Raw genomic sequence first — 21,935 nt, 5'->3', positions numbered from 1 at the left:
GGGATCATGTACGTAGACCTAAATTGTGATATGGGAGAAAGCTTCGGCAATTACCAGTTGGGTAACGACGAAGAGATGATGAAGCTGATCTCCTCTGCCAATATCGCATGTGGCTACCATGCGGGAGATCCACATGTCATGAGAAAAAGCGTTCAGCTAGCCAAGGAGTATGGAGTCAGTATAGGCTCTCACCCAGGTTTTCCTGACATGATGGGCTTCGGGCGCAGGTATATGACCTGCACGGCAGAGGAAATAAGAGACTACATCATCTACCAAACGGGAGCCTTGCGTGAATTTGCCAAGGCCTACAAGCTGGATCTGGATCATTGCAAGCCGCACGGTGCTTTGTACATGATGGCGATGTCAGACGAGAAGATTGCCCAAGCCATTCTGGAAGGTTTGGCGATGATATCGGAAAAACTAGTGATATTTGCGTTGAACGGCTCTGCAGTTGCATGGATGGGTCAGAAGATGGGGATTCCGGTAGCGCTGGAGGTTTTTGCTGATCGAGAGCATACCGAAAATGGCTCGATTGTTCTGACTCGCACCGGGCCTACTTTCACCAATCCGCAGGAAATGGCTGATCGTGTAGTACGGATGGTGAAGGAAGGAAAAGTACGTACACCGGACGGCAAGGACGCCAATGTAAAAGCGGATACGATCTGTATCCATGGAGACACTCCAGGCGCTGTGGAGATAACGAGAGCGATTCATGCTGCTTTTAAAAATGAAGGCATCGAAATTCGTTCTGTGAAAAAAAGTTGGCAGATATCCTAGCTAAAGAAAAGGCTGATTACTATGCAGGGCGTGATCAGCCTTTTCCTTGCGCATACCGATCCCTATAATACGAAAACATATAAAAAAGAGAGTAGCAGGCTGACAAGAAAATAAGAGATTCCAACGCCAAAAACAGGTAAAAACGGAAGAGAGCGAGACTGATATCCTATGTGCTGTTTTCGTCCTTCTCGTTCTCGAATGTAGGCTTCTTTTTTGCGTAAGGAGCTAAAAAAACGCTTGCAGCTGTTTGCAAACGCGCTGAAGAATTTGCCATTTCGTATAAATAGAACACCGGATACCATCAACAACAGCAACGAGGAGTAGGTGATTCCATCAATCCAGGCGAGGAAGGAGGAGATTTTTTCACTTAGAAGCGTGTATAAACATGCACCTAATACAGGTGATAGATTCAGTAGAGTTTGTTGAGTTTTTGTCATAGGTGAAAAAACCTTTCGATTTATTAGGAATATTTTCATAAAGGCTTGACTGAGAGTTCAGAAAAATTGTACTTTATATAGTATATCCACATATGGATATAACGTCTATACACTAGATTTGGATGGTAGGGGGGCACTATGAAAAAAAGAAATGGATTCCTGGCTCTTACGTTGATGGCAGCATTGACAGTGACCGGATGTAACTTCAACTCAGGTGAGTCGAACAGCCAAGCACCAGCACCAAGCAACAACGGAGGCACCACAACCGAACAGCCAAAAAGCGACAAAAAAGTTTTGCAGGTCTACAATACGGACGAAATTCCTAGCTTGGACTCTGCACATGTCCATGAAACGGTTTCGTTTACCGTATTGAACAACACGATGGATGGACTTTATCGTCGTGACAAAAATGGACAACCTTATCTCGCAATCGCTGGAAAGCATGATGTGAGCGCGGATAATCTGGTCCACACCTTCACCATTCGCGACAATGCAAAATGGAGCGACGGTTCACCTGTTACAGCACACGATTTCGAGTTTTCTTGGAAAAAAGTCTTCCGCGAAGCTGGTCACTACAGCTTTATGTTTGAATCGCTTGCTGTGAAAAATGCGGTTGCGATCGAAAAAGGTGAGAAACAGCCAGACGAACTGGGTGTCAAGGCAATCGACGACAAGACACTGGAAGTAACGCTGGAATATCCAAACCCATTGTTTAATCAATTGCTGTCCTTCCCAACCTTCTATCCGCAAAAGAAAGAGTTTGTCGAAAGCAAAGGCGACAAATACGGTCTCGAATTCGACAATGCGCTGTATAACGGTCCATTCATGCTGACAGATTGGAAGCATGACCAAGGCTGGACTTACGTGAAAAACCCGAACTATTGGGATGCAGCTAACATCAAACTCGATCAGATTGATGGTTATGTTGTAAAAGACGTTTCTACTGCCCTTACTTTGTTTGAATCCGGACAATTGGATCGTGTTGAATTGAACTCTTCCTACGTGGACCAGTTCAAAGCAGATCCTCGATTCCATATTATTGAAACACCTACTATCTATTTCCTCCGCTTTAACCATGAGCATCCTGTCCTTAAAAACAAAAACGTCCGTAAAGCCATTGCAATGGCTTGGGATAAGCAAGGTTTGACTGATGTTATTCTCAATGATGGTTCTTCGCCGCTGAACGGTCTCGTACCAAAGAATTTCTCGAAGGATGCTTCGGGTAAAGACTTCAGAGAGTACAACGGTGACTTGCAAAAAGGATCCGTGGATGAAGCAAAAGCTCTGTGGGAGCAAGGTCTGAAAGAAGCTGGCGTAACCGAAGTGAAATTGGGCGTCAACGCGGCTGATACAGACAGATCGAAAAAAATCGGTGAATACCTGAAAAACCAACTGGAGAAAAACCTCCCAGGTCTGACTCTCGAGTTGAAAAACGTGCCTTCCAACCAACGCCTAGAAATTGAGAAAGCGATTCAATACGATCTTTCTCTGGGTACGTGGGGACCAGACTACGCTGACCCTATGACTTACATCGACATGTGGGTAACAGGTGGTTCTGCAAACCGCATGAAGTATTCCAACCCGAAATACGATGAACTGGTTCAACAAGCAAAAGTAAACACTGATTTGGAAAAGCGCTTCCAACAAATGGTTGAGCTTGAGAAAATCCTGATTGAAGAAGATGTGGCGATTGCTCCGATGTACCAAGAGGGACTAGCTATCTTGCAAAAAGAGTTCGTGAAGGATTATGTATACCTGCCAACCGCACCATCAAACAACTACCTATGGGTAGATATCGCGAAATAAAAAAGGGATACACGTAAAGAGGGTGCCTGCGAGCATCCTCTTTGCCCCTGTAAGGATGTACAATATGATGCTGGAATGAGATGAGGTGGACGAAGTGGGAGCATATTTGCTTAGACGGTTGGGATATATGCTGGTCACACTTATTGTTATCGCGACCGCGACGTTTTTTTTGATGAAAATGCTTCCAGGTACGCCCTTTAATAACGACCGACTAAACGAGCAGCAGCTGGCCAACTTGAACGCCAAATACGGATTAGACCAGCCTGTTGCTATTCAATATTTGAAATACATGAGCAATCTGGTCCAAGGTGACCTGGGTGATTCATACAAGTATGTCGGCAGAAGTGTGACAGAAGTCATATCAGAGCGTATAGGACCTTCCGCTTTGATCGGTTTTCAGGCTTTGGTCTTAGGTACCTTGATTGGTCTCGTCCTAGGGGTCACTTCGGCCCTGCGTCATAATAGTGTGCTGGACTATACCTCGGTTACACTTGCTGTTTTGGGGATGTCGATTCCATCTTTCGTTTTTGCTGCACTCTTGCAGTATTACGTAGGGTTGAAATGGGGACTTCTACCCCCTGCCCTGTGGAAAGGCTACGAATATACCATTTTGCCTACGCTTGCGCTGTCCGTTACAGTAATTGCGACCGTGGCACGTTTCATCCGCACGGAAATGCTCGACGTGATCAGCCAGGATTACGTTTTGACTGCTCGTGCGAAAGGTTTGAATAACGGCAAGGTGATTATTCGCCACGTGTTGCGAAATGCGTTGATTCCTGTCGTCACCATGCTGGGGCCATTGGCGATTAATATTATGACTGGTACTTTGGTCATTGAAAAAATCTTCTCTGTACCAGGACTTGGTGAGCAGTTCTCATTGTCCGTCATTGTCAATGATTACAGTGTAATTATGGGGATTACCTTATTTTACAGTTTTCTCTTTATCTTCATGGTGTTCTTGGTAGATATCCTGTATGGGCTTTTGGATCCACGAATCAACTTGCGAGGAGGAAAACAAAAAGGATGAGCATGGAACTAGAAAAGAACAAAAACAATGTACAGCTTCCACAATCCGTCTCCACTGTTTCCCCTCGGGATACCATCAGTGATGATCTGTTCGTCCCAGAGCCTGTGGACTCGAGTCTCCAAGAACAAATAAGCGGTCCCATGAAATCCGTATGGCAAGATGCCTGGCAGCGATTATTGAAGAATAAAGGTGCCGTCTTGTCCATGATCATGATTGTGTTGATTACGTTTCTAGCCTTGGTAGGTCCGCAAATGTCTGGTCGTACCTATGACGAACAAAATCTCTTGTTCACCAATTTGCCTCCAAAAGTCGCCGGTCTTGAATGGCTCGGACTGGACGGAAGAGACAACAACGGTGTAGACCAATATGAAAAACGGGGAATTACAGAGAATTTTTGGTTCGGTACGGATGAATTCGGACGTGATCTCTGGACGCGAGTTTGGAAGGGGACACAAATTTCGTTGCTCATCGCTTCCTTGGCAGCGATCCTCGATTTGATCATTGGGGTTGCCTATGGTGGTATCTCTGCATTCTACGGTGGCAAGCTCGACAACGTCATGCAGCGGATCATCGAGGTGCTGGTAGGGATTCCAAACCTGATCGTAATCATCCTGTTTATCTTGATCCTGGAACCTGGGATATTCTCGATTGTGTTAGCGATGATTGTAACTGGATGGGTAAGTATGGCGCGTGTCGTACGCGGACAAATCCTTCAAATCAAAGCGCAGGAGTTTGTTATTGCCTCCAAAGCATTGGGAGCTTCCAACTCTCGCTTGATCGTCAAGCATTTGCTGCCAAATGCCATTGGCCCAATTCTGGTAACGATCATGTTCACGATTCCCAGTGCAATCTTTTTCGAAGCATTCCTGAGTTTTATCGGCTTGGGTCTACAACCACCTCTCGCATCTTTGGGGATGCTCATCCAGGACGGATATGTTGCCATGCGGTATTTCTCTTACAAACTCGTATTTCCGGGTATTATCATCAGCGTATTGATGATCAGCTTCAACCTGTTGGCTGACGGACTTCGCGATGCTCTCGACCCAAGAATGAAAAAATAGGAAAGGGATAGGTATCTGATGAACGAGACAATCCTCTCTGTTGAAAATTTGCGTATCTCTTTTCACCTCCAAGATAGAGTCATCCAGGCAGTTCGCGGGGTTTCCTTTTCTCTCAAAAAAGGCGAGACTTTAGCTATTGTGGGAGAGTCCGGATCAGGAAAATCCGTAACAGCAAAAAGCCTGATGCGCTTGCTGCCGCCTCAGACGACCCAAATTACAGATGGCAGCATCCACTACTTGAATAAGGATATCTTGAAGTATTCTCCTCGCGAGATCGAAGCTTTGCGTGGGAAGGAAATTTCGATGGTCTTCCAGGACCCGATGACCTCTCTCAATCCGACCATGAAGATCGGCAAGCAGATCATGGAAGGACTCGTGCAGCACCAGACTTTGACTAAAGCTGAGGCACGTCAAAAAGCGATTGAGATGTTGAAGTTGGTTGGGATTCCGAACGCGGAAGAGAGAATCGAAGCCTATCCCCATCAGTTCTCAGGTGGTATGAGACAGCGCGTCGTCATTGCCATTGCATTAGCCTGTCGTCCCAATGTATTGATTGCGGATGAGCCGACTACCGCTCTCGATGTCACGATTCAGGCACAAATCCTTGATTTGATGAAAAGTGTTCAGGAGCAGACGCAAATGGGTCTCATCCTGATCACGCACGATCTCGGTGTAGTAGCCAATATGGCCCAGCGTGTCGCGGTCATGTACACGGGTGAAATCGTAGAAATCGGACCGACCGAAGAGATCTTTTCGAATCCGCAGCATCCTTACACCAAAGGCTTGCTGAAGTCGATGCCGAGACTGGATGCCAATCGTCAGGAGCCACTCGTCCCAATTCCGGGTTCTCCACCAGATGTGAGCAGGCTAGGGGCTGGTTGTGCTTTTGCCCCACGCTGTCCGTATGTGATGAAGGTTTGCCATCACCATTCTCCGCCAGAGACCAGGCTGGATGATCAACATCTGACTTCCTGCTGGCTGCATGATCAGCGCTCTCAAAAAGCCAAGGAAATATTCCAGGCACAAGGAAGTCTGTAATCCATAAAAAGAAAACATACATTCGCTTTTTTGTTCAGTTGTTTCCATGTGAAAACGACTGCGCGAGAGAGCTTTTTTCTTTTTAGTCATGGTATGATGAAGAAAAGCGGCACGGATGATAAAAGCAACGGAAAGGAATCAGATGATGGGTTTTCAGTTAACGAGGAAAGAAATTCAATCCTTTTGCGGACGAATGGCTTATGAGAAGGGCGAAGCATACTTCCGCGAGCGAAAGATCGAGCTTGTCGTCTGTGATGAAAAATTCGGCGTATACCAAGGAATTGTTCATGCAAAGGAAGACTTCACGGTCACCATCCAAGAGGAACCGAGACAGGAATTACAGGCAGCGTGTACATGCCCCTCGTTGTCTTCCTATGATCATTACTGCCAGCATATCGCGGGGGTACTGATCTTCCTATATGAAAATAAAAACGGTTATCGAGCTCCCCGATCATTCGAATATAGGCAACAGGATCATCCTTCTCGAGATGCACATGTGGCGAAAAGTATTCTGGATTTGTTCCAGGTGCCAGCTAAACAGAAAAAGGCAGCTCAAATTGGACGTAGTCGCTTTGATACCAGGGAAACTCTCGATGTAGAATTCAACGTCAAGACAATCCCTTACGGATATCGTCAGTTTATGTTTGGTATCGAAATGAAGCTAGGGTCAAAGAGATTATATATCGTCCAGAAAATCCGGGATTTTCTCAGCAGCCTTATCAGAGGGGAAACGTTCGTATTCTCGAAGCATTTTACGTATGATCCCAAACAGCATTGTTTTCATGCCGAAAATGAAGTGCTTATCAAACAGCTTATGCAAGTCTATCAAAACGAGACGATGTACCGGGATGCAAGTAATCTCCAGAGCAGTCATCATAGCAGCCGCAACGGTGATCGATATCTTTTGATTCCACCCGTACTGTGGGAACAGATGCTGCCGCATTTATTGAAAGCTCCCTCGGCGAAACTCACTCAAGGTGAGGTTACGCATGATCGAGTCATGAAGGCAGAAGATTCACTTCCGCTTCATTTTGAGCTGGATCAGGAAGAATCCCCACAGGGTCAGCACTACCTGCTACATGTGAAGGGGTTTGAACAGTTGACGGTGATGGAGGACTACGGTCACATCCTGTACGGGGGGAAAATCCATTCCTTATCCAGAGAGTACTGTTCGCGATTATTCAAGCTAAAGCAGCTGATGGAAGCATCCTCAAATGGGTTCGTTCGATTGCTGCCCGAACAAATGGACCCCTTCATGGAGCATGTCGTTCCGGGTTTGATGAAGCTGGGAGACGTGCAAATTGCAAAGACGATCGCGGATCGAATCTTAAAAACAGAGCTTAGGGCCAAACTTTTTTTGGATCGCGTAAAGGATCGACTGTTAGCGGGATTGGAATTTCATTATGGACAAATCGTCATTGACCCACTGGATGAAAAAATGCGGGCATCTGCGCACATTCTGGTTCGAGATACAGAAAAAGAGCAACGCATCCTGGAACTATTAGAGCAAAGCTTGTTTACGAGAACAGAAGGCGGATTTTATCTGGAAGAGGACGAAGCAGAGTATGACTTTCTCTATCATGTGTTGCCAGAAATGGAAAAGCTCGTCAAGGTATACGCAACGACATCGGTGAAAAACAGGGTGTATACCAATCTAGCACCACCCAAAATCAAGGTGGACATGAAGGAAAGAACCAATTGGCTGGAAGTGACCTTTGATTTCGATGGAATACCAGAATCCGAGATTCGCAATGTGCTGCGATCGGTCGAAGAGAAACGCAGGTATTATTCTTTGCCTGATGGTGCCTTCATGCCGCTGGAAGGGGAGGCTTTTGATGAGCTGAACCATTTTTTGGACGAGATCGGCTTCCGTGAAAAGGATCTGGACGGAAGCCAGCTGAAGCTTCCTTTGATTCACGGCATGCGTTTTCTGGACATCAAATCCAGCCAAACCGTACAGCTGGGAAAATCCTTGCGACGTCTATTGGAAAACATGCGGAACCCGGACAATCTGGACTTTCCTGTACCGGACGGTGTGAGCGCTGTCCTGCGTGATTATCAGGTCTATGGCTATCAATGGATGAAGACGCTTGCGCAGTATGGCTTTGGAGGCATATTGGCAGATGACATGGGGCTTGGCAAGACGCTGCAAAGCATTTCCTTTCTCGTCTCCGTATTGCCGGAAATCAGGGAGCAGAAGAGACCAGCGATCGTGGTCGCACCAGCTTCGCTGATGTATAATTGGCGCAATGAATTGAAAAAATTTGCACCGCAGATCAAAACCCTACTGGCAGATGGAAGCAAAGATGAGAGACAGCAGGCGTATAAGCAAATGGAGGATGCGGATGTAATCATTACCTCGTATCCCCTCGTTCGGCGGGATCACGATCATTTTGCAAAATCGGTTTTTCATACCCTGATCATGGACGAAGCACAGGCTTTCAAAAACCATGCGACTCAAACCGCACAAGCTGTAAAAAGAATTCAATCGACTTACCGCTTTGCCTTAACCGGTACTCCGGTGGAGAACAGACTGGAGGAGCTCTGGTCCATCCTCGATGCAGTAACGCCAGCTCTCTTTCCAAGTAGACGAAAATTCAACGAGCTGCATCCGCAAGTGGTAGCCAAACGAGTCAAACCATTTTTGTTGCGCCGTTTGAAACGTGATGTTCTAAAGGAATTGCCGGAGAAGATCGAGTCTATGCAAACCTCGGAGCTTTTGCCAGATCAAAAGAAGCTCTACTTGTCCTACTTGGCCAAATTGCAGCAGGAAACGTTGAAGCATCTACAGGATAAAGACTTCCAGAAAAATCGTATCAAGATTCTGGCCGGATTGACACGGTTGCGCCAGCTATGCTGTCATCCAGCATTGTTCGTGGAAGACTACGAAGGAAGCTCGGCGAAGTTCGAGCAATTACTAGAGACTATAGAAGAATGTCAAAATGCAGGCAAACGCATCCTGGTCTTCAGCCAATTTACTGAGATGCTTGGACTCATCGGACGAGAATTGACCGAGCTTGGCGTATCGTATTTCTATCTAGACGGAAAAACTCCCACTTCCGAACGTGTCACGTTGTGCAACAGGTTCAATGAAGGGGAGCGAGATTTGTTCCTGATATCCTTGAAAGCAGGGGGAACCGGACTCAATCTGACCGGAGCTGATACCGTGATCCTCTACGATCTCTGGTGGAACCCTGCTGTTGAGGAGCAGGCGGCAGATCGTGCGCATCGGATCGGACAGAAGAAGATCGTCCAAGTCATCAGACTCATCAGTCAAGGTACCGTAGAAGAGAAGATGCATGAGCTTCAACAAAAGAAAAAGCACCTTCTTGATGAAGTCGTTCAGCCTGGCGAAGAAGTCATGTCCGAACTTACAGAAGAGGAGATTCGAGAAATATTGATGCTTGCTTAATGATCAGCTGGGTTGCTGGAAATCACAGCTCGTGCGCCAGGCTCCAGATCAAACCAGAAGATTCGCTCACCATCAACCTCTCTTTGGAGAGGTTTTTTTCCATTCACAAAGACTTCGTTGCTTTGCGTTGCCATAGATAGGCCGGAAATTTTCTGCTTACCTTCATTGTGCAACCAGATAGCACCACTCGGGGCATATTCCATGCGAACCTGGGAAATTGCAATCCAGTAATTCATGATATCGCGCACCGTGGTCAAATACAGATCACCTTGATCTCGTAGGGTTGACAGCTTTTTTAACAGCTGATCGAAAGCAGGATGGATGACCCATTCGCCATTGGCATTCCGAATCATAAAGCGACCTGCACGTTCCGAAGAAGGTACTCGTGCCAGATAAGTATAATTGATGAAAACACCTCGGTTATGGATCAGCTCGTACAGGTTTTTACCACTGTATTGATACATGGTATCCTCTGGGACCACTGCTGAGGCCCAGGTGTAGAATGGACCCGTCACCGTCGGATGGGACCAGTACAGGGGTGTGCGCAAGGCATCGTTCTTGCGAGTCTGGTACAGATCAAGAGAAAGGTTCGTGTTGGCCGTATCCTCTGCGCTATAGTGCCAAAAATATTTCGTATCGTATTTTTCCCACATTTGTGCCAGATAGTGGGGAGTCTTTTTATCAAGTCCATCAAACGCAAAGCTGGATTTCAGGTATCCATGATCGATCCAGGTGACACTGCCAAAACGATTTTTCATGAAGGCCAGGATATTCTCCGTAGTACTTTGATAATGACGGAGTTCAAATAGGTACAGCGTGTGTAAAACAATCTCATTTCCCTGTTTATGCAGCTCATCGAGAAATGGAAGAAATTGCGGATGTTGCTCGATGGCAATATGGGAGCGCAAATAAGGCTTGTAATAGGGATTGGAGTAGAACACGCTTTTGGTCACTGGAATCCGATGCTTGACGAAACCGCCAACCGCCTGCGAAGCTTGCGTACTTTTTTCCGAGCCGAAGTAGATAGCGCGATTAGATTCTAGTGTTTGTTCATCTGCGTGCTCCGTCCACACGTGGGTAGTCAAATATCCATAGGGCTGAATTATAAATCTCGCCATTACTTTGGGTTGATAGCCGACCACGAGGGAAAAGGAATCAACACGCTCTTCATTGGTACGGTACTCGGAAGGGTGACGCACCTTGCCCACTTGATTGCTGGTGGTTTGTTGAACATAGTGATGATCGCCCATGTGATCAAGATTGACGATGAGTTCCTTTTTTCCGGTATCCAGTTCAAGGGAAGAGACTTTTAACGGATGATAGAGCAGAGCAGACTGCTTTCCAGCGCCAAAGCGGACTCCTTCATGATCCAGCCAGTAATGGGACTGAAATCCTCGCGTATCCACCATTCGATTCTTCCGGTAGACTTCGGTCACATTTGGTTTGAAATAAAGGGCTAAGGCTTCTCGAAAGACTTTTACATCCTGTTTATACTTGGTTTTTACGTTGACCTTGATTTCCGGGCTATGCTGTCACTTTTGCCTGATGGATCAATGGCTTGTTCAATCTTCCAGCAAATGACTCGGAACGAAGCTCAATCAATGAACCAGCAGCAAGATCTAGGGGCTTATCAAATGTAATGCTCGCAGATCCCTTCGGAAGAGTGGGGCTGAGTGCATTATAGATTTCACCATATTCGGCCAGATATTGGCTGGCAGACAGAATTTCATTACGTTCAAGATCGGTAATTCGAATTTTTCCTTCTTGATTCCAAGAGAATACAAACCACGAGTTTTGAATGTTTGTTTCCATCTCATGCGCTAGTTGGTCCTGTAAAAAGAAGAGAAAGAATTCATTTTCTGTTAAGATAATATTTGTAGTTTGTTGTCGATATTTGTAAAATAACTAAATTTCTGCCGTTACATTCCGATACAAAGGTAAAGGATGATGAGCTATGTGTGTAAAAATTTGAAGAAAATGAAAAAGATTGCAGCCCATTTTCACGTACGACAGGAAGATATGGAGGTCATAGTATGAAATTATCATTTTTCTCAAAGAATTTTATCTTTTCATGCCTGAGCGTTTTATTGATTGGACTGTCCCTTACCGTAGCTTAAGTGATTAAACAAACCATTGCGGATCAAGCCAGAGGGCATACTCGATTTTGGGGTGAAGCTAGGAGAGGTATTCCCACAACCTCCGCTCATCGTAGCTGAAATATCCACGGATATGACGCAACAGGCCAATCGTGGTAATGACGCCATGACGCAAATGATGACACAGATGGATGAGATTCGTACCTCCGTGTATCATACCGCTTCCGTGGTTCATCTGCTGGACAGCCGTTCCCAAGAAATCGCACAAATCGTAGAAGTGATATCAGCCATTGCTTCACAAACCAATCTCCTCGCTCTGAATGCTGCGATTGAAGCAGCAAGAGCAGGCGAAACTGGACGTGGCTTCGCTGTCGTAGCAGATGAAGTAAGAAAGCTGGCAGAGCAATCGAATCAGTCAGCGCAGCAAATTTCGCAGCTTATCACAGAAATTCAATCGGAAACAAACAGAGCTGTTTCGTCCATGAATCATGGGACGAAAGAGGTGGATCACGGTTTGGAAATAGCCAGTGAAGCTGGAGGGTTGTTCAAATCGATGATTGACGTGACCCACAAGGTTGATTCCCAAATCCAAGAGGTATCCGCTACTGCAGAGGAAATGTCAGCCGGCTCTCAACAAATTCTCGCAACCGTATCTTCTCTGCACCACATTGCACAGGAATCATCGTCAGCAGCTACACAGGTTGTTCTTGAGATCGAAAATCAGATGTCTGCGATGGACACGGTACAAGAATCTGTTGCAAATCTGATGTATTCTTCTGCAGAGAGAATTGCTGGACCAGTCATAATTTGTCGAATCCTGCGTTGACAAGTTTATGAGAAATGTATAATCTCAAGAGGTATACCAATATTTGCATATTGAGTTCCACAAAACCACTTTTTTCGCAAAACAGTGGCTGGTATTGCTGCATTTTCACTTCTTTACAGGATCGCATGAATCCAAATAGTGAGGCATGGTAATAGGTTCTTCAGGCAAGAATGATTGAGAAAAAAGCGAATAAGGCATTTCCAGTGTAAAATATACGTATTTTTGATACTTGCTGATTGTTTTCTTACCGACATAGAGCCTAACCTTCAATTAAACGGAATATGAGGAGTTGTATTATTCGCAGCTAGTTATGCATCAAGGAGGGAAGGAGATTACGAACTTGCTATTTGAACCTATTCATGAAGCAGCAACCTTTGTAGAGAAAAAAATGTTGCTAATGGAATAGGAGAAAAGTCATTCATGAAGAAAATCTTTCAATTCACGATCGCCAAAAAAATCGTTGGCGGCTTTATGGCAGTCCTTTTGCTTTTTTCGATCGTTTCGTGGATCTCCATCGTACAGGTACAAAGTGTCGATTCTTCTTACTCCAATCTGCTGGATCGACGTTCCTTGGTCATTGAAAATGTGCAACGCTTGAAGACCGAGGTCATTACGCAAGAAAACGCACTCAGGGGATTACTGCTGACAGGTAAAGCAGAATATCGCGAGGAGTATGCAAAGTCTAAGGAAGTTTTTGCTAAGGCGCTGGAGCAGTTTGCTTCTACCGCTCCGAACGAGGAAGCGAAAAAACAGATCGATGACCTTGCGAATGCTTATCAAACCTATCAAAGACTCATGGAAGATATTATGTCTGCACAGGAGAGCAACCCAGAACTAGCTATCATTTCCTACCAGAATAATTCACTCGAAAGTGCGGGACAGATTTTTCATGAGCATGCAGATAATATCTTGAATGTAGCCAACACTGTCATGGACAACGATCGGGTATCGACAAAAGAGACGTCAAACTTTATCATCAATATGTTGATTATTGCAACAGTCGTGGCATTTGTGCTCGGGCTTGTGATCAGTTTGTTTATCAGCCGATTCATCTCCAATCCGGTCGTCCGAGTGACTGAAACGATGAAGCAGCTGGCAAACGGCAATTTTTCAATCGAGCCGCTTCGAGTGAAAAATCGTGATGAAATCGGTGTGTTGGTCCAATCTATGAATCAGATGGTCGAGGATCTGAAGAAGATCTTGGCGCAGGTATCTGCTTCCAGCGAATACATCGCTGCTTCTACAGAAGAGCTATCTGCTTCGACAGAGCAAAGTGCCGAATCTGCAGCGCAGGTCGCGCTTCTTTCCCAACAGAATGCGGTAGGTGCTGAAAAGCAGTTGGATACCTTCAAGGAGACGGCATCCAAGGTAGAAGAGATTGCGGAAGAAGTCGTTCATATCTCGGAATCAAGTGAAACCATGCTTAGCGCGTCTGTCAGTGCGACCGAAATGACCAAGCAAGGTGCCACCTATATCAGCAAAGTACTGACGCAGATGAATGCTATTCATACGTCAACCGAAGATACAACGGTCCTCATTCGTACTCTGGCTGACCACGCCAAAGAAATTACGGGTATTGTGTCTCTCATTACATCCATTTCCGAGCAAACCAATTTACTAGCACTCAACGCGGCGATCGAAGCTGCAAGAGCCGGGGAACATGGTAAAGGATTTGCAGTGGTAGCAGAAGAGGTACGAAAGCTGGCAGAGGAATCCCGCCACTCGGCAGAGCAAGTGATTCAGATGGTCCAATTGATTCAGCAAGGCACCAATCAAGCCGTTGCGTCGATGGAGCAAGGCAATCAACTGGTGCTTGGCGGCTTGTCTTATACGGAACAGGCAAAACAGGCGTTTGCGAATATTGAAGCTTCCATGGACAACGTAACGACGCATGTTCGTGAAGTAAGCTCGTCTGTAGAGGAAATTCGTGAATTCAGTGCCCAGGTAGCTGCAGGTATTGAACAAGTAGCAAGTATTTCGGAGAACGGGCTCAAGCTGTCTCAGGAAAGCTCTGCTGCATCGGAAGAACAATTGGCGACTTCAGAAGAGATTACTTCATCTGTACAGAATCTCGCTTCGTTGGCTGATGATATGAAACAGCAAATATCCGGATTCAAGTTTTAGTATTTTACAAAAGACATCACCAAACAGCAAGGTCACATTTATTGTGATCTTGCTGTTTGATCTATGGAGGACATCATGAGACACGACATTCTTCTATTTGATCTAGACGATACCTTGTTTGATTTTCAAATGGCTGAAAAGCATGCCTTGGATAAAGTATTCGCTGCCTACCACCTTCTACAGGATGCAGAGCTGTATCGAACCACCTATAAAGAGATCAGCAGAAGTATCTGGAGAGAACTGGAAGAGGGGACTATCACACTTTCAGAATTGCGCGTGGAAAGATTTAAGCGTTTGTTTAATACTCATGCTGTAATGGCAGATGCCGAGGCTTTTAGCCACGACTATCTACGCTTTTTGGGGGAAGGTGTCTTTTTGACGGAAGGTGCAGAGGAATTGTGCAAGTCCTTGTCCCATTTGCGTCTGGGGATCATTACAAATGGGTTTAAAGAAGTACAGATCCCTCGAGTCACCCATTCCCCGCTTTGCCAAACCTTTGAGCAGATCATTATTTCCGAGGAGACTGGCTATCAGAAGCCGCAAAAAGAGATTTTTGATTACGCATTTTCCAAAATGAACATCACGGACAAATCAAATGTGCTCATGATCGGGGATTCACTGACCTCTGATGTTCAAGGTGGAAATCGATATGGCATCGATACTTGCTGGTTCAATCCTGGGAAGAAGAACAACACGACAGGGATTGAACCAACCTATGAGATCGAGAAGCTGATCGATTTGCTTAAAATTGTGGAGTAGGCTTCACAACATACGCCTTTCCTTCTGGTGACCCGATTCGGTACAATGAATGTAGAATATCAGGATGGTTTTCGAAAGCGAGGTTGACATATGGAACCCCAAAAAGAGGCAGCGATACCAGAGCTAGAGGAACTTTTGTATAAGTTTACAGAGCTTTTGACTGGCGAAGCAACGCCTGAGCGAGTGGAAATGGTCAAGGTGTGGTGCCTGTATACCCAGATGACGAAAGTGATGCCGCCACTCATTCAGCACTGGGCAAGTGAGCCGGAGCATGCCGAAGCACGCGATCAAATACGTGGTATGATCGAGCAAATCAAGCAATGGAACCAAACGAAAAATCAAAAGCATTAGCAAAACAAAGAACAGCTGTTCGACTTCTGCGAGCAGTTGTTCTTTGTTTTTTGCCATTGTGTTGATCGTCAAATCGCCTTTGCATCTGCGACCACTGCAAATGATCAAAGTGGCAGTTTGACCGATGAGAAGACCTACTATCCCGCTTATTTATGTTACAATCATGGTGGTACATATAAGGGTTGAGCAATATGCGAGGGGGGAGCAAGCCATACAAAGTCGATTCTCTAAACTCAAATTCCTGTTATTCCTTCCATTTATTGCTTTCAGTATCGCTCCAGCAGCTTCTGCAGTCGAAACAGCTGATCAGAAGCCGCTTGCTTTTACCCATGTCACGATTGTGGATGTAGTGGATGGTCAGCTGTTGCCGAACATGACTGTAGTCATAGAAAGGAACAGGATCGTTCAAGTGGAGCAAACCGATAAAGCTCTAGTGCCAAAAGAATCGTACGTTTATCAAGCGGAGGGAAAGTATCTGATTCCTGGCTTGTGGGATATGCACGTGCACCTGCTGGATGATGAAAAATATGCTTTTCCATCATTATTGGCCAATGGAGTAACCGGTGTCAGAGATATGGGTGCTTCCCTTTCACAGATGGAAGGATGGGTTAAAACAAGTTCAGCAGGGCAGTTGGCTCCGCGAGTGTTCTTTTCCGGACCTGCATTGGACGGGCCCAAAACATCGGGAGACGGAACCCTCATGCAGGTCAACTTGAAATCTGAGGATGAAGCGAAATCCGCTGTCCAGGCACTATCCCAGTATGGGGTCGATTTTCTCAAAATATATACGTACTTGCCCCGCAACATGTATGTGGCCATTGTAGATGAAGCGAAAAAACAGGGTATCCCGATTGCTGGGCATGTTCCATTTTCAGTCAGTGCGAGAGAAGCCTCGGAAATGGGACAAAGAAGCATTGAACATCTCTATGGGATTCTGATCGCTTCATCCAAGCAAGAAGCTCTAATTCGGCAAAAATACCAAAATGATGTGCCCTACATTTTTTCTGTAGATCTCGAAGCAGCGCAATCGTATGACGAACAGATCGCCCAAGAGCTGTTTGAAACTTTAGCGAGTAATGAAACGCATGTCGTTCCTACATTGGTCACCTTTCATAACCTGTTAAGCCCCATGGACCCCTCACGCTCGCAATATGCACCAACCGACGTGCAACAATTCTGGGCCGATTATCAGGAAAAGGGGACAGCTAATCTCGAATATTCCAAGTCCATCATCAGACCATTATATGAGCGATTTCTTGCATTGGTTGCGGATTTGAATCAGACTGGTGTCCCGATCATGGCAGGAACCGATACTCTTTGGAGCGAGATGGAGCCGATTCCCAATCAGGTTTTTGGCTTTACTCTCCACGACGAATTGGAGCTATTGGTGGATGCAGGCTTATCACCGTTGGAAGCGCTACAGGCAGCTACTACTACACCTGCAAGATTTATGGAAATCGCGGATTCTGCCGGGAGCATTGAGGAACAAAAGTGGGCAGATCTCGTTCTCCTAGACCAGAATCCGCTTGAGGATATCGTCCATACTCGCTTGATTGAAGCCGTGGTCGTGGATGGCCAGTTACTCGATAAATCTACTTTGCAAACGATGGTGCAAACCTTTCCTTCACACGCAGCGCTCTCTGAAACGAGAGAGTGATTGGGGAAGAAGGTTGGATAAAAGCGGATCGCATGGGTCCCTTGCAAAGATGGCAAGTGTGACTGCAATTTGTTACTTTATAACTAGAAATTCAATCTTACATTGCGAACACACAAGGAGGCTATTTATGTCCACAGAAGTAACTCGATTGATCCAATCACATCGTTCCATTCGCAAATTTACGGATGAAACGATTTCTCCAGAGATTCTTTCCGATGTTCTCACTTCCGGACAATGGGCACCTTCGTCCCACAATGTCCAGGCGTACAGTGTGATCGTCGTTCGTTCCGATGAGAGCAAGAAGCAATTATCCATAATGACCGGAAACCAGAAATGGGTAGAGGAATGCCCGGTTTTTCTTGTGTTTTGCGCAGATTTTTACAAGCTGAAGCAGGCGTGTGAGATGAACGGGGAGACGCTTGCTGCCGATGGCGTTGAGAACTTTCTCGTAGGCGCTGTAGATACGGCTTTGGTTGCTCAAAACGTACTGCTCGCAGCACGTTCCTATGGACTAGGTGGCGTCATGATCGGGGGAATTCGGAACAACCCGCGTGAAGTAGCTGAGCTGTTGGATTTGCCACCTTTGACCATCCCGATTATGGGAATGTGCCTCGGTTATCCGGCCCAAGAGGTTGAACAAAAGCCCCGTCTTCCTCAGCAAGCTTACATTCATGAAGAGCGCTACCAAAAAGAAGGCATAAAAGCAGCGTTGGAGGATTACGAAAGCCTATCGGCCGCTTATTACGAACGTCGGACGAATGGCAAGCAAACAGATGGATGGACCAAGCAAATGGCCCATTATGTAAATAAACCGCGCAGAGTGCATATGAAGGAGTTCGTAAAAGAGCAAGGGATTCAATTGAACTAGTACGATTGATTGAAAATCTCATGAAGGAAGATGGGCGTGGAGAACTGCTCATCTTCCTTTTTTTACTATGAATAAATGATAAACGATCCAACATTCAGAAAATTTCTAAAAAGTAATTGACGTTTTTTTGACTACCTCGGCACACGTCAAGGCGAGATCATCCAAACCTACAATGAGCTGCATGGATTGGCGGAGCCCAGCTGGCAGGAGGAGAAAACTTCCCAGTACTTGGCTGAACGCTTGCGGTATGCTGGAATTCTAGTGCAGACCTATCCGGAGTGCTGGGAGCAGATAAAGTCACGCAGCCTTGTGTTTCACCAGGTGGTGAAGATTTTCATTTCTATACCTTCAACAATCCACAGCTGGCTGGAACCATGCTAGGTTTGGGTTGCGGACTATCCCCCGGCTTGCATCACCCCAACATGTAAAAATTGCCTACACTTTGTCATCGACATAAAGCCTAGCACGTTCCAAGTGCTAGGCTTTAAGATGTATAATAGGGTTGTAAGCATTTAGCCGGAAGAGGAGCGATGGTTATGAAAAAGACAGTTGCCCAGCAAACGGTTTATGTGAATAGCTTTATCAATGGAATACTTGACCCTGCCCAGCCCATGCTCGGCCCTGTGCGTGATGGCGGTTATATCGTCGCCAATACGACACCAGGATGCTGGGGACCCATGATTACCCCTGCACTGCGGGGCGGACACGAAGTCACTCAGCCTGTTTTCGTCGAGGGTGCGAACGTAGGTGATGCGATTGCCATTCGGATCAAATCGATTGAAGTGACTTCGATGGTGACCGCATCCGGAAACGAAAGAACGATTGAGGGAAGATTTCTTGGGGACCCATTCGTGGCAGCGAAATGTCCAGGCTGTGGGACACTTTATCCGCAGACGAGGATTGAAGGGATTGGTCCGGAATCCATCCGTTGTGTGGAGTGCGGATCGGATACGACTCCGTTCACCTTTACGAATGGATACACGATCGCTTTTAACGAACAAAAGGAATTCGGCGTAACCCTGCCGAAGCAAGCAGCTGAACGCGTGGCTGAGAATGGCCGATACTATATGAACACACCGGAAGCATCTATGCAAAATCCTGTCGTCACATTTGCGCCTCATGATTTGGTTGGAGTCTTGGCACGTGTGCGTCCATTCCTCGGACAGTTGGGAACGACACCGTCCCACCCAATGCCTGACTCACATAACGCCGGGGATTTTGGTTCTTTCTTGATCGATGCTCCCCATGAATATGCGCTGACCAAGGAACAATTGATGGAGTACAAAACAGATGGACACATGGATATCAACCGAGTTCGACAGGATGCTATCTTGATTTGTCCAGTCAAAGTGCCTGGCGGTGGTGTCTATCTTGGAGATATGCACGCGATGCAAGGGGACGGTGAGATTGCCGGTCATACCACAGATGTAGCAGGCATCGTAACCTTACAAGTCCATGTCATTCCTGGCTTAAAGCTGGATGGACCCATTTTGCTGCCAGTAGAAGAGGATTTGCCTTATCTGGCAAAGCCTTTCACGGCTGAAGAGAAGGCAAAAGCCTTACAATTTGCAAAAGGCTGGGAGCTTGATGCTCTGGAAGACTCGCTGCCCATCTCCTTTATTGGTACCGGTAGCAACTTAAATGAAGCAACTGAGAATGGCTTGGCTCGTGCAGCGGAAGTTTTGGGCATCACTGTTCCCGAGGTACTAAACCGCGCGACCATCACTGGTTCGATTCAGATCGGTCGCCATCCGGGTGTCGTAACTGTCACGTTCCTGGCACCGACTGAATTATTAGGGAAAATAGGGCTTCTGGAGCTCGTCGAAGAACAATACAACCGCTCGTAATAGCTTAGTCCAGACGCGGTTACGCCTCTTAAGATATAGCATCAAGCTAGGTTTTCTTAACAAAAGCAGTCAATCGGCTGCTTTTGTTAAGTTTTTGCTCAATTTTTTTGTTTTTTTTACTGCAAATGTACGGATTTCTATGTACAATAAGAAAAGAGAGTGCATAATAGTACGTGGATGAGAAACACTTGCTGGGTAGATGCATTTTTCACCGGGCTTAGAAGAGATATAGAGGAGTGAGAGTTGTGAATCATCAAGGAACACGTACATACAATTTCAATGCTGGACCATCTGCACTGCCATTGACCGTTTTGGAGAAAGCGCAACAAGAACTAATCGACTTCCGTGGCAGCGGCATGTCCGTTATGGAATTGAGCCATCGAAGCGCAACGTATGAAGAAGTACACAACCAGGCCATTGCGAACCTGAGAAAGCTGATGTCCATTTCCGATGAGTATGAAGTTCTGTTTGTTCAAGGTGGAGGAAGCACGCAGTTCGCGATGGTTCCGATGAACTTTTTGACACCTGAAAAGAAGGCTGCCTATATTATGACAGGCGCGTGGTCGGAAAAAGCATTTTCCGAGGCAAAGCTGTTCGGTCAAGTGTACCAAGCCGCTAGCTCCAAAGACAGCAATTATCGCTATATCCCGAGTCTTGATGAGGTGAAATTCGAGGCTTCTGATGCTTACGTACACCTTACATCCAACAATACCATTTTTGGTACCCAATGGAGGGAATTCCCGAATACCGGCGATGTTCCATTGATCGCGGATATGTCCAGTGACATTTTGAGCAAGCCGATTGCTGTCAACAAATTCGCACTGATCTATGCAGGAGCTCAAAAGAATCTGGGGCCATCCGGTGTGACTGTCGTGATTATTCGCAAGGACATGCTGGAGTTGGCGAACAAAAATATTCCAACCATGCTCCAATACGGCATTCATGCGAAAAACAACTCCCTCTATAATACGCCTCCTACCTTTGGTATTTATCTGCTGGGTGAAGTGCTCAACTGGGTAGAGGAAACGGGCGGTCTGGATGCGTTGACCAAGCGCAATGAAGAAAAAGCCAAACTGATCTATGATGCCATCGATCAAAGCAACGGATTTTACTATGGACATGCTGATGTGAACAGCCGTTCCTTGATGAATCTGACCTTCCGAGTCAAGGATGAGGAATTGGAGAAAAAATTCCTCGCCGAAGCCAAGAAAGAAGGCTTTGTAGGCTTGAATGGCCACCGTTCTGTAGGTGGATGCCGTGCTTCTGCTTACAACGCGGTTCCGTATGAAGCATGCAAGGCATTGAGCCAGTTTATGGTTTCGTTTCAACAAGCAAATAGCTGATATTCGAAAGAGACCCTCTTGTAGGGTCTTTTTTTGTACTATCGGAAAGTTTAAGTGCGCTAAAGCGCTAAAAAGATTAGCGGAAGATAGTATAAGTGCAACTAAGGCTCCGCCAAAAGCTTGGCGTAGCCAAGTTTTCTAATACTATCGGAAAGTTTAAGTGCGCTAAAGCGCTAAAAAGATTAGCGGAAGATAGTATAAGTGCAACTAAGGCTCCGCCAAAAGCTTGGCGTAGCCAAGTTTTCTAATGCAATCAAAAAGTGAACATGCATGAAAAAATAGATCATGTGGTAGGATCGTGCAAAGAATGGGCACGGTCCTTTTTTTGTCCCTAGACCTCCCTGTACGCTAGAAAAAAGTGTTTGAGAGGAGGGATATTTAGTATGTCTGTACATCCATTACGATTATTGGCATTGCTTTTGTTATCTACGTGTGTGGCATTTGGTGCTTATCAGCTCCTAAAACCTCAGACGATTACGTACATTCAACTCCGAGCGAATATAGAG

General features: G+C 46.0%; 17 protein-coding genes and 1 pseudogene. 15 read left to right on the top strand and 3 right to left on the bottom strand.

Going from position 1 to position 21,935, the window contains the following annotated elements; translation table 11 throughout:
* Positions 1–6 precede the first annotated feature (6 nt).
* The gene (locus tag EDM52_RS06105) at positions 7–777 is read left to right on the top strand and encodes a LamB/YcsF family protein (RefSeq protein ID WP_122908153.1); all 771 of its coding nucleotides are present in this window, start codon (positions 7–9) and stop codon (positions 775–777) included.
* A 62-nt stretch (positions 778–839) separates the two neighbouring features.
* Here EDM52_RS06105 and EDM52_RS06100 read toward each other — a convergent pair whose 3' ends face one another.
* A complete protein-coding gene (locus tag EDM52_RS06100) occupies positions 840–1,214 on the bottom strand; it encodes a DUF3899 domain-containing protein (protein ID WP_183184860.1) in 375 nt (124 codons plus the stop codon).
* 138 nt (positions 1,215–1,352) lie between these two features.
* On the opposite strand from EDM52_RS06100, the gene EDM52_RS06095 reads away from it, so the two are divergent.
* The 5 genes from EDM52_RS06095 (at position 1,353) to EDM52_RS06075 (ending at position 9,558) form a co-directional block, all read left to right on the top strand.
* Positions 1,353–3,020: a peptide ABC transporter substrate-binding protein gene (locus tag EDM52_RS06095; protein ID WP_122908151.1), complete on the top strand. Its 1,668-nt coding sequence runs from the start codon at positions 1,353–1,355 to the stop codon at positions 3,018–3,020.
* Positions 3,021–3,114: 94 nt separating this feature from the next.
* Positions 3,115–4,047, top strand: coding sequence for an ABC transporter permease (locus EDM52_RS06090; protein WP_122908150.1), 933 nt, complete (start codon positions 3,115–3,117; stop codon positions 4,045–4,047).
* A complete protein-coding gene (gene opp3C, locus EDM52_RS06085) occupies positions 4,044–5,108 on the top strand; it encodes an oligopeptide ABC transporter permease (RefSeq protein WP_122908149.1) in 1,065 nt (354 codons plus the stop codon). Before EDM52_RS06090 ends, opp3C begins: the two co-directional genes overlap by 4 nt.
* 18 nt (positions 5,109–5,126) lie before the next feature.
* The gene (locus EDM52_RS06080) at positions 5,127–6,146 is read left to right on the top strand and encodes an ABC transporter ATP-binding protein (RefSeq protein WP_122908148.1); all 1,020 of its coding nucleotides are present in this window, start codon (positions 5,127–5,129) and stop codon (positions 6,144–6,146) included.
* A 145-nt stretch (positions 6,147–6,291) separates the two neighbouring features.
* On the top strand, positions 6,292–9,558 hold the full coding sequence (locus tag EDM52_RS06075) for a DEAD/DEAH box helicase (RefSeq protein WP_122908147.1): 3,267 nt from the start codon (positions 6,292–6,294) through the stop codon (positions 9,556–9,558).
* Here EDM52_RS06075 and EDM52_RS06070 read toward each other — a convergent pair.
* Both EDM52_RS06070 and EDM52_RS06065 read right to left on the bottom strand, forming a co-directional pair.
* Positions 9,555–10,994, bottom strand: a complete 1,440-nt coding sequence (locus tag EDM52_RS06070) for a hypothetical protein (protein ID WP_148038729.1) — start codon at positions 10,992–10,994, stop codon at positions 9,555–9,557. The genes EDM52_RS06075 and EDM52_RS06070 overlap by 4 nt on opposite strands.
* A gap of 88 nt (positions 10,995–11,082) precedes the next feature.
* Positions 11,083–11,370 carry a hypothetical protein gene (locus tag EDM52_RS06065; protein WP_122908145.1) on the bottom strand — a complete coding sequence of 96 codons (288 nt, stop codon included), beginning with the start codon at positions 11,368–11,370 and terminating at the stop codon, positions 11,083–11,085.
* 321 nt (positions 11,371–11,691) lie between these two features.
* Here EDM52_RS06065 and EDM52_RS06060 point away from each other — a divergent pair, with 321 nt between their 5' ends.
* From EDM52_RS06060 to serC, 9 genes and pseudogenes are all read left to right on the top strand, one after another.
* Positions 11,692–12,480 carry a methyl-accepting chemotaxis protein gene (locus EDM52_RS06060; protein WP_276330093.1) on the top strand — a complete coding sequence of 263 codons (789 nt, stop codon included), beginning with the start codon at positions 11,692–11,694 and terminating at the stop codon, positions 12,478–12,480.
* A gap of 420 nt (positions 12,481–12,900) precedes the next feature.
* A complete protein-coding gene (locus EDM52_RS06055) occupies positions 12,901–14,604 on the top strand; it encodes a methyl-accepting chemotaxis protein (RefSeq protein WP_122908144.1) in 1,704 nt (567 codons plus the stop codon).
* A 75-nt stretch (positions 14,605–14,679) separates the two neighbouring features.
* Positions 14,680–15,363: a YjjG family noncanonical pyrimidine nucleotidase gene (locus tag EDM52_RS06050; protein ID WP_122908143.1), complete on the top strand. Its 684-nt coding sequence runs from the start codon at positions 14,680–14,682 to the stop codon at positions 15,361–15,363.
* Positions 15,364–15,453: 90 nt separating this feature from the next.
* Complete coding sequence (locus EDM52_RS06045) at positions 15,454–15,714, top strand: DUF2573 family protein (RefSeq protein WP_122908142.1); 261 nt, start codon at positions 15,454–15,456, stop codon at positions 15,712–15,714.
* Between the two features lie 163 nt (positions 15,715–15,877).
* Positions 15,878–17,371, top strand: a complete 1,494-nt coding sequence (locus EDM52_RS06040; RefSeq protein ID WP_183184858.1) for an amidohydrolase family protein — start codon at positions 15,878–15,880, stop codon at positions 17,369–17,371.
* Positions 17,372–17,498: 127 nt separating this feature from the next.
* Entirely contained in the window at positions 17,499–18,239 is a 741-nt protein-coding gene (nfsA, locus tag EDM52_RS06035) for an oxygen-insensitive NADPH nitroreductase (RefSeq protein ID WP_122908140.1), read from the top strand.
* A gap of 278 nt (positions 18,240–18,517) precedes the next feature.
* Positions 18,518–18,664, top strand: a pseudogene (locus tag EDM52_RS06030) (amidohydrolase); the annotation flags it as partial.
* Positions 18,665–18,775: 111 nt separating this feature from the next.
* Complete coding sequence (locus EDM52_RS06025; protein ID WP_122908139.1) at positions 18,776–20,086, top strand: acetamidase/formamidase family protein; 1,311 nt, start codon at positions 18,776–18,778, stop codon at positions 20,084–20,086.
* 245 nt (positions 20,087–20,331) lie between these two features.
* The gene (serC, locus tag EDM52_RS06020) at positions 20,332–21,429 is read left to right on the top strand and encodes a 3-phosphoserine/phosphohydroxythreonine transaminase (RefSeq protein ID WP_122908138.1); all 1,098 of its coding nucleotides are present in this window, start codon (positions 20,332–20,334) and stop codon (positions 21,427–21,429) included.
* Positions 21,430–21,935: the final 506 nt, after the last annotated feature.

This window comes from Brevibacillus invocatus (genome assembly GCF_003710915.1).
Lineage (GTDB): Bacteria > Bacillota > Bacilli > Brevibacillales > Brevibacillaceae > Brevibacillus > Brevibacillus invocatus.
The sequence above is the reverse complement of the archived record's forward strand: the minus strand, read 5'-3'. Positions and strand labels throughout refer to the sequence as shown.